Origin of the sequence: Nocardia sp. NPDC050799 (genome assembly GCF_040654015.1) — a bacterium.
Classification (GTDB): Bacteria; Actinomycetota; Actinomycetes; order Mycobacteriales; family Mycobacteriaceae; genus Nocardia.
Window position 1 is genome coordinate 49201 of record NZ_JBFAHF010000027.1, and the last position, 14186, is coordinate 63386.

Annotated in this window: 13 protein-coding genes; 7 read left to right on the plus strand and 6 right to left on the minus strand. The window is 69.9% G+C overall.

The window, feature by feature from the left end; genetic code table 11:
- Positions 1-30: 30 nt before the first annotated feature.
- The gene (locus AB0H42_RS25100) at positions 31-927 is read right to left on the minus strand and encodes a DUF3027 domain-containing protein (RefSeq protein WP_357059940.1); all 897 of its coding nucleotides are present in this window, start codon (positions 925-927) and stop codon (positions 31-33) included.
- 17 nt (positions 928-944) lie between these two features.
- On the opposite strand from AB0H42_RS25100, the gene AB0H42_RS25105 reads away from it, so the two are divergent.
- The 3 genes from AB0H42_RS25105 (at position 945) to AB0H42_RS25115 (ending at position 4581) form a co-directional block, all read left to right on the plus strand.
- Entirely contained in the window at positions 945-1718 is a 774-nt protein-coding gene (locus tag AB0H42_RS25105) for a glutaminyl-peptide cyclotransferase (RefSeq protein ID WP_357059943.1), read from the plus strand.
- Positions 1719-2365: 647 nt separating this feature from the next.
- Complete coding sequence (locus tag AB0H42_RS25110; protein WP_357059945.1) at positions 2366-4078, plus strand: MFS transporter; 1713 nt, start codon at positions 2366-2368, stop codon at positions 4076-4078.
- Positions 4075-4581 (plus strand): DUF2771 domain-containing protein, encoded by a 507-nt coding sequence (locus AB0H42_RS25115; protein WP_357059948.1) that lies wholly within the window; start codon positions 4075-4077, stop codon positions 4579-4581. Before AB0H42_RS25110 ends, AB0H42_RS25115 begins: the two co-directional genes overlap by 4 nt.
- A gap of 58 nt (positions 4582-4639) precedes the next feature.
- On the opposite strand, the gene AB0H42_RS25120 is transcribed toward AB0H42_RS25115, so the two are convergent.
- On the minus strand, positions 4640-5059 hold the full coding sequence (locus tag AB0H42_RS25120; RefSeq protein ID WP_357060072.1) for a cold-shock protein: 420 nt from the start codon (positions 5057-5059) through the stop codon (positions 4640-4642).
- 188 nt (positions 5060-5247) lie between these two features.
- Between AB0H42_RS25120 and AB0H42_RS25125 the strand changes: the two genes are divergently transcribed.
- Entirely contained in the window at positions 5248-5493 is a 246-nt protein-coding gene (locus tag AB0H42_RS25125) for a hypothetical protein (protein ID WP_357059951.1), read from the plus strand.
- 380 nt (positions 5494-5873) lie between these two features.
- Positions 5874-6527: a transglycosylase family protein gene (locus AB0H42_RS25130; protein ID WP_357059954.1), complete on the plus strand. Its 654-nt coding sequence runs from the start codon at positions 5874-5876 to the stop codon at positions 6525-6527.
- Between the two features lie 69 nt (positions 6528-6596).
- Here AB0H42_RS25130 and AB0H42_RS25135 read toward each other — a convergent pair whose 3' ends face one another.
- Positions 6597-6785, minus strand: a complete 189-nt coding sequence (locus AB0H42_RS25135; protein WP_039822140.1) for a hypothetical protein — start codon at positions 6783-6785, stop codon at positions 6597-6599.
- Positions 6786-6937: 152 nt separating this feature from the next.
- Between AB0H42_RS25135 and AB0H42_RS25140 the strand changes: the two genes are divergently transcribed.
- Positions 6938-9211, plus strand: a complete 2274-nt coding sequence (locus tag AB0H42_RS25140) for a helicase-associated domain-containing protein (protein WP_357059957.1) — start codon at positions 6938-6940, stop codon at positions 9209-9211.
- A 17-nt stretch (positions 9212-9228) separates the two neighbouring features.
- Here AB0H42_RS25140 and AB0H42_RS25145 read toward each other — a convergent pair whose 3' ends face one another.
- The 3 genes from AB0H42_RS25145 to AB0H42_RS25155 all read right to left on the minus strand — a co-directional run bounded on the left by AB0H42_RS25145 (position 9229) and on the right by AB0H42_RS25155 (position 13168).
- The gene (locus AB0H42_RS25145; protein ID WP_357059959.1) at positions 9229-10632 is read right to left on the minus strand and encodes a M1 family metallopeptidase; all 1404 of its coding nucleotides are present in this window, start codon (positions 10630-10632) and stop codon (positions 9229-9231) included.
- Between the two features lie 156 nt (positions 10633-10788).
- On the minus strand, positions 10789-11457 hold the full coding sequence (locus AB0H42_RS25150; RefSeq protein ID WP_357059962.1) for a DUF3239 domain-containing protein: 669 nt from the start codon (positions 11455-11457) through the stop codon (positions 10789-10791).
- 40 nt (positions 11458-11497) lie between these two features.
- The gene (locus AB0H42_RS25155) at positions 11498-13168 is read right to left on the minus strand and encodes a DNA repair helicase XPB (RefSeq protein ID WP_357060075.1); all 1671 of its coding nucleotides are present in this window, start codon (positions 13166-13168) and stop codon (positions 11498-11500) included.
- A gap of 367 nt (positions 13169-13535) precedes the next feature.
- Here AB0H42_RS25155 and AB0H42_RS25160 point away from each other — a divergent pair, with 367 nt between their 5' ends.
- Entirely contained in the window at positions 13536-14180 is a 645-nt protein-coding gene (locus tag AB0H42_RS25160; protein WP_357059965.1) for a LysE family translocator, read from the plus strand.
- Positions 14181-14186 lie beyond the last annotated feature (6 nt).

Here is a 14186-nt window from a genome sequence, read left to right on the forward strand (position 1 = left end):
CCGCGCACAGTGGGGCTGTCGACTGCCCGGTCAGCTGTCGGCCGGACCGGGGACCGAATCGCCGGCCTCCGACGCGGTCTCCGATGGGGCGGCCACGACCGCCTGACCCGGCACCACCGCGTCCGGTGCGACGTCGGCCTCGGCGGCCGCCTCGCTTCCGGGCCCGGTCTCCGGCGACTTCGGCGGCACCGCGACCACCTCGATGGCGGCGTCGTCGTAGGCCTGGTAGATCGGTGACCCGGCGCCGGTCGGCAACTGGGTATCCGAATGTGCGCCGCAGCCGTATCCCATGTGGACCACATGGCCGTCGGCGCCCATCGCGTTCGCGCAGACGCCGAAACAGGCGCGCAGCGCACCGGCCAGCGGCAGATAGAAACCGCAGCTCTCGCAGGAGCCGGGAGCGGCCTTGGCCATCTCGGTATCGGGGCCGTACTCGGCGTACCAGCGTTCGGCCGCGTCGACCCGGCCCTCCCGGCTGAGCACCTGTTTGCGGCCCAGACCCACCTCGGGGGCCGTCTCGTCGACCTCGGGGTCGCCGGTGGCGGTGTAGCCGGGGGCCAGACGTGGATCGCCGGCGGGTGGGGCCAGCAGGTCGCCGGGCGCCAGATCGCCGGGCCGGATGCGCTGCTCCCACGGTACGAACTCCGGCGCGATCAACGCGTCGGGACCGGGCAGCAGCGCGGACTCGCTCACGGTCACCCGGTCGGCGCCGGGTGCGGCGGCCACCACCACTGCCCACTGCCAGCCGCGGTAGCCGGGCAGAGTGGCCTCGAAGCGGTGCGTCGCCGAACATTCGTCCTCGGCCCGGACTCCCAGATGCGCTCCGACCCCGGTCGGTTCCAGGGCCACGAGCGCACTACGAGCCAGGTCGACGGCCCCTGCCAGGATCGTCCGCACCTCGGTGTCCGAAACAGATACTGCGCTCACGGTCTACATTTTGCCGTATGAAGCGCACTCGGCGAACCTGGGTCGGTACCGCGCTGGTCTGCCTGCTCGCCGCGGCCGCCTGCCGGGACACCGATGACGCGGTACCGCGCCTGGACATCGAGGTGCTGGCGACCCATCGGCACGACCTGGGCGCGTTCACGCAGGGGCTCGAGATCGACGGCGAGGTGCTGTACGAGAGCACCGGGATGGTCGGGTTCTCCGGCGTGCGGACGACCGATCGCGCGACCGGCGCCGAACTCGCCCGCGTCCAGCTCCCGCCGCCGTTCTTCGGTGAGGGCATCACTCTGGCCGGCGACACGCTGTGGCAGCTCACCTGGAAAGAAGGGGTCGCCTTCGCCCGCGACCCGCGGACGCTGGCAGAGAAACGCCAGGTGCGCTACAAGGGCGAGGGCTGGGGCCTGTGCAGCCGCAACGGGCAGCTGGTCATGAGCGACGGATCGGCCGGACTCACCTTCCGCGATCCGGTGACCTTCGCGCCGACCGGGTCGGTCGCGCTGACCGATCACACCGACGCACGCCTGAACGAACTCGAATGCGCCGACGACGGCTCGGTCTACGCCAATTCCTGGCCAAGCGACGAAATTCTCCGGATCGATCCGGAAACCGGGCGTGTCCTGGCGGTCGTCGATGCCACCGGATTGCTGTCACCCGCCGAACGCGCGCAGACCGACGTGCTCAACGGGATCGCCCAGATCCCGGGCACAGACCACTTCCTGCTCACCGGAAAGTACTGGCCCACGGTGTTCGAGGTCCGTTTCGTCCCGGCCTGACCGGCGCGGCGGTACAGCGACACATCTCACTTTCCGCCCGCTGTGAGCAGGGCGGAGTTTGCCGGACGTCACCGTGGGCCAGAATTGATGATGTGCCCACTTCCCGCGAGCCCTCTGGTTCCGATCGCGGTCAGTGGCCCGCCGGCGAGTCTCCGCCACCCCAGCGGCATCCAGGTTTCGACCGCTACCCCCCGCCGAACGTGCCACACCGCAATCGTGAACCCGACCCCGGCGACCGCCGTCCGGCCCCGCCGCCGACCCGTCCGCTGCCCGCCGCCGAGCCCGGCGCCGCGCGGCCGGCCGACCGTTCGTCCGGGCCGGCGCCCAGTGGTCACCGGATCCCGCCGGTGGCGGCCCGGGATCGCGCGTCGGGGCGGGAGGGTCGTTTCGCTCGCATACTCGGCTCGCTGAGCGGGTCGCGCGGGTCGGCGGACCCGGTCGATCCGCCGGGCCGGCCGGGGACGGCGGAGCCGGACCCCGGTCGGCCGGCCGGCGAGCCGGCGGGCACTCCGATCCCCCCGGGGAACAGCCGACGGCCCGAGTGGGAACGGCGGCCGATCCCCGGGGCTCCCCCCGCGGGCAGCCCCGATCCGCGGGCCGGTGACGCCATACCGGGGTCGGCGGCCCGCTTCCGGCCGAACCCGCCCATGGATCACCGTGCCCCCGGCGGTGCGGCGCTCTCCCCCGGTCCCGGCGCCCAGCCTGATCCGGCTGCGTCCGGTCCCGCCGGGCGAGGCTCGTCTTCCGCCGAGGGCCGCCCCGGGCCCCGGGACCGGCCGGGTCCCGGCGCCGAGGCGCGGGATCGCATCGAACCGGACGGTACGAGCGATCGGCGAACCGCCGCGAACGCCGGCGGCGCCGAAGGTCCGGCCGCGACCAAGGAGTACCCGAGCGCGGAAGCCGCCACGGAATACGACGATGCCGAGGGCAGGCGTGTCCCCCGCAAACTCACCGTCACGCGGGTAGCGGCGATGCGCGGCCGGGAGATCACCGAAAAAGGCATTGCCACCTTCCGGCGGGCGGCCGAGGCCGACGGCGCGGGCAAATCCGGGTTGACCGCGCTCACCTATGCCACCATGGCGAATTTCGCACTGGACGCCGCGATCGCGGTCGCGCTCGCCAACACCATGTTCTTCGCCAGTGCGACCGCGGAGAGCAAAACGAAGGTCGCGCTGTATCTGCTGATCACGATCGCCCCGTTCGCGGTGATCGCACCACTCATCGGGCCGGCGCTGGACCGGCTCCAGCGCGGCCGGCGACTGGCCCTGGCCAGTTCGTTCGCCCTGCGCGCGGTCGTGGCGGTGGTGCTGATCTTCAGTTTCGACAGCTGGGTGCTGTACCCGCTGGCGCTGTGCATGATGGTGCTCAGCAAATCGTTCGCCGTACTCAAGAGCGCGGTGACACCCCGAGTTCTGCCGCCCGATATCGACCTGGTGCGCACGAACTCCCGGCTGACCGTTTTCGGCCTGGTCGGCGGCACCCTGGGCGCCGGCGGCCTCGCCGCGGCCGTCGCGGCGATCGCGGGCTCGACCGGTGCGCTGATCCTGGCCACCGGGATCGCCGTCGGCGGGGCGTATCTGAGCTGGAAGATCCCGCGCTGGGTGGAGATCACCGAGGGCGAGGTGCCGACCACCCTCGGTTACCACGCCCCCGCCGGGGACACCGCGGCATACGACCCCGCCGACGAGGCCGCGGTGCCGGCCCGCAAACGCCGACAGCCGCTGGGGCGTGCCGTCGTCACCGGATTGTGGGGTAACGGCAGTATCCGGGTGCTCACCGGATTCCTGACCTTCTACGTCGCGTTCGTGGCCAAGGCCACCGAACACCGTCCGGTGCAGCAGGCCGCGATGCTCGGGGTGGTCGGCGCGGCCGCCGCCGTCGGGAATTTCACGGGTAACGCCGCCGGGGCCCGGCTCCGGCTCGGCCGGCCCTCGTTGATCGTGGTGAACTGCACGATCGGCTGCGCGGCCGTCGCCGTCCTCGCCGTCGTGATGGACAACCTGTTGGGCGCGGCAGTGGCCGCCCTGATCGCCGCCGGGGCGAGCGCCCTGGCCAAGGTCTCGCTCGATGCCGCCATCCAGGACGATCTACCGCCCGAGTCGATCGCCTCCGGGTTCGGGCGGTCCGAGACCGTCCTGCAGCTCAGCTGGGTGATCGGCGGCGCGGGCGGCGTCCTGCTGCCGACCGACTACTGGAAGGGTTTCGCGGTGGTCAGCGCGGTACTGGTCGGGGGGCTCGTCCAGACTGTGCTGAGCTACCGCGGGTTCAGTCTGCTGCCCGGTCTCGGCGGTCGCCGACCGCTGCACGCCGAGCAGGAATTTCCGCACTACGACCCCCCACGAGGAGAAGCCGCCCGGTGAGTACGAACAAAGTCCGCACGACCCTCGCGCTGGCCCTGGCCGGGATCCTGGTGCTGGTCGCCGCGACCGCCGGCGTGGTCTGGCTGCTGGCCCGGGACGCCGAGCCGAAGGACCCGGAACTCACCGCCTACGCGCACGGCACCACCGTGACGGTGCCGCCGTTCCGCTACTGCACGGTGCGGATGGAGGACTGCCGGCAGGGCGAAACCGTCTATCTCGATGTCCCGGCCGGTAACTCCCTGCAGATCTCGCTGCCGGATACTCTCGTGGACAGCCCGTGGGAATTGCTGCCGCTGTACGCCCGCGAGAACGGGGAGGTCGTCGAGCGCCCCAGTTCCTATCGGGACCATCCGGCGAACACCCGCGCCCTGACCGTTGCTTCCCGGCCGGAACCGGGCCTGGAACTGATCGGCGTGGAGTTGCAGGTGATGATCATCGCGATCGACGAGGCCGGTAACGAATTCCCCATCCCCCACGCGGTGTGGTCGATCAAAACCGCCTGAGACGACCGTGGGCCGGCCGGATGATCCGGCCGGCCCACGAAGTTCCGCGCGCGTCGGGTCAGCTGTCGAGTTCCCGCGCGACCGCGCGCACCACCTCCGAGATCCGCTGGGCGGTTTTACGATCCGGGTAGCGGCCCTTGCGCAGGTCCGGCTGCACCTTCGCCTCGAGCAGCGTGATCATGTCCTCGACCATGCCGTGCAGTTCGTCGGGGCTGTGCTTACGGGCGACGGGCTCCTTGCGGGCGCTGCGCTCCTGGTTCTGCCGCACCGACGGGGGTGCCTCCACCAACTTCAGGCTCAGCGCCTGCGGCCCACGCCGCCCGGCCGCCATCCCGAATTCGACCCGCTGACCGGGCTTGAGCGTCTCGACGCCCTGGGGCAGCGCGGACGAGCGGACATAGACGTCCTCACCCTCGTCCTGGGAAAGGAAGCCGAAGCCCTTTTCCACGTCGTACCACTTCACCTTGCCGGTCGGCACTGCGCTCACCCGTTCGTATGTTCGGCGCCCGACCCACCGGGCCCGGGCACTCTCGTCTGCTGGAACCCGCTGATGGCAGGTCTTTTCCCCTACTCGCAAAACGCGCCCCACAAGCATGCAGGACGCGAGATCGTTCCGAGTCTACCCCGGTGGGCACAGCCCCAGCACATCAGTTTTACGGTCGAACGGTGACGAATCCTGCCGATCCGCGGCCCTCCGGCCCCCCGTCCGGGCGCACCCCCGGCAACTGGTTACTTCAGCTCGCGCTGGGTCTTTTCGCTCTCGGACTGCTGTCGGTGGTGGCGATCTTCCTCACCCCGATCCTCACCGACGGCGAGCCGGGGCTCTGGCTGTACCTGGGCGCCATGCTGGCTCCCGTCGGCTTCGTCGCGGCGTTGATCTTCGCGCTGCGTTCGGGCCGCAGATCCAGGTGACAACTGTCCAGTACCCGGCCCTACCGCGACTCAAGCGTTATGTGATGATTATCACATAACGGCATGATAACGGGGCAGCGTGTCCTACGCCGGATACCCGATGCAGTCCCACTAGCTGCGCAGAGTCGCTGGGCGACGCTCGTGACCGCTCCGCAACCCATCCGCACACGCCGGTTACCAAATAGTGATTTTTCGGCGAGAACGTCGTACCGTCTACCCCAGCCGGGCACATCCGGCCCACCGGCCCGCCGCACCGAACCTCGCCCCGCGGGTACCGGACCCCAACGGAAACCAAGAGGGGCGGGGGCGGGACGGGCACCCTCTCAGCCTGGACCCGAGCGAATACCTCGCAGGTGCGTACGAGAGGAAGACGAACCCGAATGAGTGGACGCCATCGCAAGCCCACCAATACCGGTCGCACTGTGGCCAAGGTTGCCGTCACCGGCGCCATGATCAGCGGTGCGGGTGTAGCCCTCGCCGGTACAGCCAGCGCGGCACCCGACTCCGACTGGGATCGACTCGCGCAGTGCGAAGCCGGCGGCAACTGGGCCATCAACACCGGCAACGGCTATCACGGTGGACTGCAGTTCTCGCAGAGCACCTGGCAGGCCAACGGCGGCGGAGATTACGCCGCGACCGCCAATCAGGCCAGCCGCGAACAGCAGATCGCCGTAGCCGAAAATGTACTCGCCTCGCAGGGCTGGGGCGCCTGGCCCTCCTGCTCCTCCTCGCTGGGCCTGAGCAGCGGTTCGACTCCGCGCGAAACCCCGGCCGACACTCCGGCCGTGCAGACCGAAACCCCGGGCACCCAGGCCGCGCCCGGCACCCAGACCCAGGCTCCGGCCCAGGCACCCACCCAGACCCAAGAGGTCTACACCGCCGTGGATCGCGCGCTCGCCGCCGTCCAGGCGCAGGGTGTGCAGGTCCCGCAGCCCGCACTGGATCTGTTCGAAGCCGTCAAGGCCGGCAACCCGCAGCTGGATCCGGGCCTGCTCAATGTCTTCGAGGCCAACAAAGGCCTGCTGCCCTCCTGAACGGGCAGCCCGACTACGAAAGAACCCCGCTCCACCATCAGGTGACGCGGGGTTTTTTCGTTCGTCCGCTCAGCGGTTGATCACTGTGTGCGGGTGCAGATACGGCAGCTGGTCGGCAGCCACCGGGAACTCGGTGTCCTCGCCGAAGGGCGAGAGATTACCGGAGCGGGACGACGACAGCTCGGTGACCGCATGCTCACCGTCGGCCACCTCGGGCCAGCCGTTGTCGATATAGGGTTTCTTCGATTTGTTCACCACATCCTCATTCTGGCATGTCCCTGCCGCGGGGCCGCATGTCAACCGCCTCGGTGACATACGCCGCACGCTCGGGACCGGCGGGCCGGACCGAGCCGCGGGGGTCACCGGGCCGCGCCCCACCGAACCCGCGGCGCCCGGCTAGTCTGGACCGGATGACCGGCCAAGACTCGTTCACCGCCTGGCTCGGCGCCCGATCCGACGCACAGCTGGTGGCATTGCTGGAACGTCGGCCCGATCTCGCGGTACCGCTGCCGTCCTCCATGGCAGTGCTCGCCGCCCGGGCCGAACAGCGCGCTTCGGTACTACGCGCGGCCGACGACCTCGGCACCGTGCCCTTCGCGATCGTGGAAGCGCTGGCCGTGCACAGCGCGGGCGGCGGCGAACCGATGACCCGTACCGAACTCAAACGCGCGCTGCGTGCCCGGGCCAAGGCCGCGACGGTGGACGCGGCCGTCACCGAACTGGCCGACCGGGCCCTGCTCTGGTTCGAAGGCGACCGCATCCGCCTCGTACCCGCCGTCGCCGAGGCGCTGCCGTGGCCGTTGGGCAGCGGAGCGGAGACTACTCCGGCGCTGTCCGAATCGGCGATAGCCGCCGCGCTCACCGACCTCCCGGAAGCCGAACGCACGCTCCTGGACAAACTCGCCGAGACCGGACCGCGCGGACGCACCCGCGATGCCGCCCCGGACGCGCCCGCCGACCGGCCCGTGCCCCGGCTGCTGGCGGCCCGACTGCTTCGCCGGATCGACGACGAGACAGTGGAGCTGCCGACCGCCGTGGGCCAGGTGCTGCGCGGCGAACCGGTCACCGACCCGTACCGGCTCGCCGAACCCGAGCCCCGGGCGATCCCGCACCCGCCTGGTGAAGTCGACGGCGTCGGGGCAGGTGAGGTCGGTGAACTGCTCCGGCACTGCACCGCGATCCTGGAAGTACTGGGTCAGCTGCCCGCTCCGGCACTGCGCGCGGGCGGTCTCGGCGTGCGGGAACTGCGCCGAATAGCCAAGGCAGCCGGTATCGACGAGACCCGGGCGGGTCTGCTGGTGGAACTGCTGGCGGCGGCGAAACTGATCGAGAAGGGTTTCCCCGACCCGCCGCCGGAGGCCGACGCCGACGATTTCTGGGCGCCGACCCCGGCCGCGGACTCCTGGTTGGAGGCGCCGTCGGCCCGCCGCTGGGTACCGCTGGCGCATGCCTGGCTGGAGCTGGACCGGTATCCGTGGATGATCGGACTGCGTGATGCCGCGGACAAGCCGCTGGCCGCGCTCGCCCACGAACTCCGGGTGCCGTACGCCGTGCGGGACCGGCGGATCGTGCTCGAGGCACTCGCCGAGCAACCATCCGGCATCGAACTCGAACCCGCCGCACTCGCCCAGCTGCTGGCCTGGCGCACCCCGCGGCGCCGGCGGCATTTCCGCCGGCAAGTGGTCGACAACACCCTGTACGAGGCCGCCGCGCTCGGTGTGGTGGGCCGGGGCGCGCTCACCGGCGCGGGCCGGACGCTACTCACCGGTACCCTCGCGGCCGCCGAAACCGCGCTGCAGGCCGCCCTCCCCGAGCCGGTGGACCATGTGCTGGTCCAGGCCGACCTGACGGTGGTGGCGCCCGGACCGCTGACCGCCGATCTGCAACGCCGGATCGAATTGGTCGCCGATGTGGAGTCGGCCGGTGCGGCCACCGTCTACCGGATCGGGGAGTCCACCCTGCGCCGCGCGCTCGACGCCGGCCTCACCGCCGCCGAGCTGCACACCCTCTTCGGCCGGCACTCCCGGACTCCGGTCCCGCAGACCCTCACCTACCTGATCGACGATGTGGCGCGACGGCACGGCCGGTTGCGGGCCGGAATGGCGCAGTCGTTCGTGCGCAGCGAAGACCCGGCACTACTGGCACAGGTCCTGGCCTCCCCGGTGGCCGAGACCCTGGCCCTGCGCGGTATCGCACCGACGGTGGCGATATCGCAGGCGCCGCTGGGCGAACTGTTCGAAGAACTACGCCGGGCGGGTTTCGCACCTGCGGGCGAGGACGCCTCCGGCGCGATCGTGGATCTGCGTCAACGCGGTGCGCGGATCGGTGTGCGGCCGTTGGCCCGGCAGCCGTATCGGCCGACCCCACCGACGACCGATCAACTGGAACTTCTGGTCACCGAGCTACGTGCCGGGGAGCGCGCCGCGACCGCCACCTCCGGGCAGATGGTACGCAGCGACGGCACCCGCACCAGCACGGCCGCCGCCCTGGCACTGCTGCAGCTGGCCGCGCGGGTGCGGCGGCAGGTGCACATCGGGTATGTCGACGCCAAGGGCACCGCGATCCAGCGGGTCGTCGAACCGGTGCGGGTCGGCAACGGTCAGCTGGACGCACTGGACCCGGTGACCGGCACGGTCCGGCAGTTCACCCTGCATCGGATCTCGTCGGTCGCGCTGCTCGAATAACCGTGCCGCCGCGGCGCTCAGCCGCGCAGTGATCCCGGGTAGAGGTACTGCTCGGGTGGCGGGGTGGTACCGCGCAGCCAGGCGTCGAAGAACCCGGTGAGATCGGTCGGCGATTTGGACTGGACGAAGGCGCGGAAGTCCCGCATCGAGGCATTGCCGTAGGCGTGGACGGTCACGAATTCGCGCAGGGCCGCGAAGAAGACCTCGTCCCCCAGCTGTTTGCGCAGAGCGTGCATGAACAGCGGCCCCCGGTAATACACCGAGGTGAACATCCTCTCCGGGCCGGGGTCCTCCAGTGGAACGGCCCAGAATTTCGGCTTCGCCAGCATCTCCCGGACCGTCCTGCGGTATTCGGCGTCCACATCGGCGCCTTCGGTCCGCTCGGGCCACAGATAGTCGGCGGTATAGCTGGCGATGCATTCGTTGAGGCAGATATCGGACCAGCTCTCCACCGAAACGGAATCGCCCCACCACTGGTGGGCGGTCTCGTGCACCACGGTGTTCAGATCCGCCCAGGCCGCATAGGTGGGCCGGGTCTGGGTTTCCAGCGAGAAGGGGATGTCGACGGACAGGAAGATACCGCCGCCGGCGTCGAACGGGTACGGACCATAGAGGCTCTCGGTGAAATCAAGCACCTGCGGTAGCTGCTCCTCGTATTGCCGCAAACCTTCGGCGCCCGGCGCGAACGCGCTGAGCAGCGGCGTGCCGTTCGCGCGGCGCTGCTCCAGATATTCGAATCGGTCGATGGCGACAGTGGTGAGATAGCCGATCACCGGATGCCGCTGCTCCCAGCTCACGGTGCGGAATCCGTCGCGCACCTCGTCGCGCACCCGCACACCGCCCGACACCACCTCCCATTCCTCGGGAACGGTCGTGTGCAACGTGAAGGTCGCCTTGTCCCGCGGGGAATCGTTGAGCGGATACCAGGTGGAGGCCGAATGCGGTTGTCCGGCGGCGAAAACACCACCGGTGGGTGCGTAGGTCCAGCCCGCGCCGCGGGTATCCGGGGCGGTACCCGCGTAGTCGACGGTGACGGTGAAGGGCAGGCCGGGCAGCAGCGGCAGGGCCGGGTGCACGACCAGCTCATGCGGTTTCTGCCATTCGAAGCCGGCCGGCGCGTTGTTCACCCGCACGGCGCGCACCGGAGGTCCGCTGTAATCGAGGTTGAACGCGGTCAGCGGCTGGATGGCGGCGGCGTCGATCCGGGTGGATCCGGTGAGCTGATGATCGGCCGGATCGTAGCCGAGGGTCACGTCGTAGTGGGCGACGTCGTAACCGCCGTTACCGTCCCGCGGAAAGTAGGGGTCGCCCAGGCCCTCCGAACCCGCCAGCGACGCGGGCGGCGCCTGTGCCGCGGCCGGAACCAGCGCCGGGCTCGCCAGCACCACCACCCCGGCGATCAGCCAGCGGCCGAGCCTCATGCGTCTCCACCTTCCGTGATCGAGTCGTGTTTCCGGGTCATCCCACCCGACGACGTTAGTCGCATCCGATCCCGGATTCCGGTACCACGGAAAACGTGGCGCGCGAGGGTTTCCCGGCGCGCGGGTCACCTGATGCCCGGCGGCACCGGTACCGGTTCAGGCGCCGAGCCCCTCCGGCAGCTGGCCCGGATCGAGCAGCAACCGCTTGGCCGCACTGCGCTGGACCTCGTCGGCGCGGACGAGATTATCGGTGAGCAGCCGCCATTCGTTCTCGGCGATGGCCGCGCACGCCCGCTCGATCACCGCGGTATCGGCGGTACCCCAGGCAATCGGCATCGTCTCGACCGGGAGCCAGCGCTCACCGATCGAGCGGGTGGTCCGGTCACCGCGCACCGCGACAGCCGGAACGCGCTCCCCTTCGGCGACCCGATGCCCCGGCAGACGACGCACCTTCTTGGTGACCAGCGCGTACCGCTGCTCGCCGGAATCGCGGCGCGCCAGATTGACCAGGGCGAGCAGTACCGCGCCGCGTGCCTGGACCCGCGAGACCACCGCCGGCACCAGTTCACCGTCGGCGTAGAGGCGGTCGATACCGGCCCGGCGCGGCGCCCACAACGCCACCCACAGCGCCGTCGCCGCCCCCAGTGCACAGGCCAGGGCCAGCGGGTAGGACCAGGGATGCCCCAGCCACACCAGATAGGCGGTGGCGGCGGTGGCGGCGACGGCGGCGAGCAGCGCGGACAGCCGCACCCGGCGGCGTCCGGCGACTACTTCATTGACCGCGTGGGCGTGCCTGCGGTCCACCGCGAATTCGAAGCGTCGCACGTCGCCATTCCTAACACAATCAGTGGAGTTCGGAATGCCCTTATTGTTCGCCGGGTCCGATGGCGGGGCCCAGCAGATCGTCGGCATCGGTTATGCGATAGGCATACCCCTGCTCGGCGAGGAAACGCTGCCGATGCGCAGCATAATCCGCGTCCAGAGTGTCGCGGGCCACCACCGAATAGAAATGGGCCTGACCGCCGTCCTGTTTGGGCCGCAACAGCCGGCCCAGCCGCTGGGCCTCTTCCTGGCGCGAACCGAAGGTTCCGGAAACCTGCACCGCCACCGACGCCTCCGGTAGGTCGATGGAGAAGTTCGCGACCTTGCTGACCACGAGAACCGGGATCTCGCCGCGGCGGAAGGCGTCGAACAGCGCCTCGCGCTCCTTGTTCTTCGTCGACCCCTGGATCACCGGTGCGTCCAGGGCAGCGCCCAGTTCTTCCAGCTGGTCCAGATACGCGCCGATGACGAGGGTGGGCGCACCGCGATGCCGGTCCAGGATGGATTTCACCACCGCGATCTTGGTGTGCGCGGTGGAACAGAGCTTGTAGCGCTCTTCGGGTTCGGCGGTCGCGTACGCCATCCGCTCGGCATCGGTCAGCGTGACCCGGACCTCGATACAGTCGGCCGGGGCGATCCAGCCCTGGGCCTCGATATCCTTCCACGGCGCGTCGTAGCGTTTGGGGCCGATCAGCGAGAAGACATCGCCCTCCCGGCCGTCCTCACGGACCAGGGTCGCGGTGAGACCGAGCCGGCGCCGCGATTGCAGATCGGCCGTCATCCGGAAAACGGGGGCGGGCAGCAGATGTACCTCGTCGTAGATCACCAGCCCCCAGTCCCGGCTGTCGAAGAGTTCCAGATGCTTGTACTCACCCTTCGATTTGCGGGTGATCACCTGGTAGGTGGCGATGGTGACCGGCCGGATCTCCTTGCGTTCCCCGGAGTACTCACCGATCTCCTCGTCGGTGAGCGAGGTACGCGCGAGCAGCTCCCGCCGCCACTGGCGGCCGGCGACGGTATTGGTCACCAGGATGAGAGTGGTGGCCTTGGCGCGCGCCATCGCGGCGGCACCCACCATCGTCTTGCCCGCCCCGCACGGCAGCACCACCACCCCGGACCCGCCGGCCCAGAAGGAATCGGCGGCCATTTCCTGATAGTCGCGCAACTGCCAGCTCGCGCCGTCGAAGTCCAGGTCGATCGGATGGGCCTCACCGTCGACGTAGCCGGCCAGGTCCTCGGCGGGCCAGCCGATCTTGAGCAGCTGCTGTTTGATGTGCCCGCGCTCGGACGGGTGCACCACCACAGTGTCCTCGTCGATACGTTCACCGAGCATGGGAGCGATCTTCTTGTGCCGCAGCACCTCGGCGAGTACCGCGCGGTCCAGGCTGACCAGGGTCAATCCGTGCGCCGGGTGTCTCACCAGCTGCAATCGCCCGTACCGGGCCATCGTCTCGACGATATCGACCAGCAGCGGCTGGGGCACCGGAAACCGGGAGTGCCCGACCAGCGCGTCCACCACCTGCTCCGCGTCGTGCCCCGCGGCCCGCGCGTTCCACAGGGCCAGCGGCGTCACCCGATAGGTGTGCACGTGTTCGGGCGCCCGCTCCAGCTCGGCGAACGGCGCGATCGCCTGGCGCGCCACATTCGCGAGTTCGTGATCGACTTCTAGCAACACTGTTTTATCGCTCTGCACGATCAGCGGCCCGTCTGCCACGGACACCTCCTCACCTCGGCTGCACCCATTGTCCCTGACGCAGTGTTTTTCGGCGCCGCCTGCGGCGCCGAGGCCCCCTCGGTCTCGTCGTTCAGCGCCCGAGACTCGCGCCGTCGGCGTATGCGCTTCGGGCGCTGAACGGCGAGACGGGCCGCAACCCTTCGACGTGTCTCGTAGAACTCGACTCATCGAGCTTGCGTCGGCACCGGGCATCTCGGGGACAACCACGCATAACAGCCGACGGCGAGCTTTTCTTCCGTTCCGGCGCGCAGCCACGGTAAGGCGGCCTTCACTAGGACACCGACACAACCAGTGGGTGCAAACTGGACCGAGACATCGGCTGGCCGGCAAAGCCAGTATTGGATCCATGATCGAACTCGCGGCGGCGGCCGGGGTGGCGGTGGCCGCGCTCGGCCTGGTGCTCACTCCCGGCCCGAACATGATGTACCTCGTCTCCCGCACGATATCGCAGGGCCGGCGCGCCGGAATGATCTCGCTGACCGGCGTCGCCGCCGGTTTCGGCGTTTACCTGACTGCCGCCGCCACCGGGATCACCGCGGTGTTCGCCCTGGTCCCGGCGCTGTACACAGCATTGAAGGCGGCGGGGGCCGCCTACCTGCTGTGGCTGGCCTGGCAGGCGATCAGGCCGGGCGCGGTCTCGGTTTTCACCCCCGAAACGCTTCCCCGGGACCCCGGCCGCAAGCTGTTCACCATGGGGCTGGTGACCAATCTGCTGAACCCGAAGATCGCCGTCATGTACCTGGCGCTGATTCCGCAGTTCGTCGCGCCCGGTGCGGGCCCGGTATGGGCCCAGAGCCTGTGCCTCGGGACCGTGCAGATCACCGTCGCGCTGGTGGTGAACGCGCTCATCGTGTGCACCGCCGGGACGGTCGCGGGGTTTTTGAGCGGACGGCCGCTGTGGTTGCGCGTCCAGCGGTTCCTGATGGGTTCGGTACTGGGGGCGATGGCGGCACTGCTGCTCACCGACCGGACCCGTCCGGTGCCGGCCTGAGCGGTC

What these genes read in the sequence shown, in the direction of transcription:
- AB0H42_RS25145 (WP_357059959.1), bottom strand. Translation starts at nt 10,632, where the DNA reads ATGAGGCTCGGCCGCTGGCTGATCGCCGGGGTGGTGGTGCTGGCGAGC.
- AB0H42_RS25140 (WP_357059957.1), top strand. Translation starts at nt 6,938, where the DNA reads ATGACCGGCCAAGACTCGTTCACCGCCTGGCTCGGCGCCCGATCCGAC.
- AB0H42_RS25110 (WP_357059945.1), top strand. Translation starts at nt 2,366, where the DNA reads ATGGATCACCGTGCCCCCGGCGGTGCGGCGCTCTCCCCCGGTCCCGGC.
- AB0H42_RS25105 (WP_357059943.1), top strand. Translation starts at nt 945, where the DNA reads ATGAAGCGCACTCGGCGAACCTGGGTCGGTACCGCGCTGGTCTGCCTG.
- AB0H42_RS25160 (WP_357059965.1), top strand. Translation starts at nt 13,536, where the DNA reads ATGATCGAACTCGCGGCGGCGGCCGGGGTGGCGGTGGCCGCGCTCGGC.
- AB0H42_RS25130 (WP_357059954.1), top strand. Translation starts at nt 5,874, where the DNA reads ATGAGTGGACGCCATCGCAAGCCCACCAATACCGGTCGCACTGTGGCC.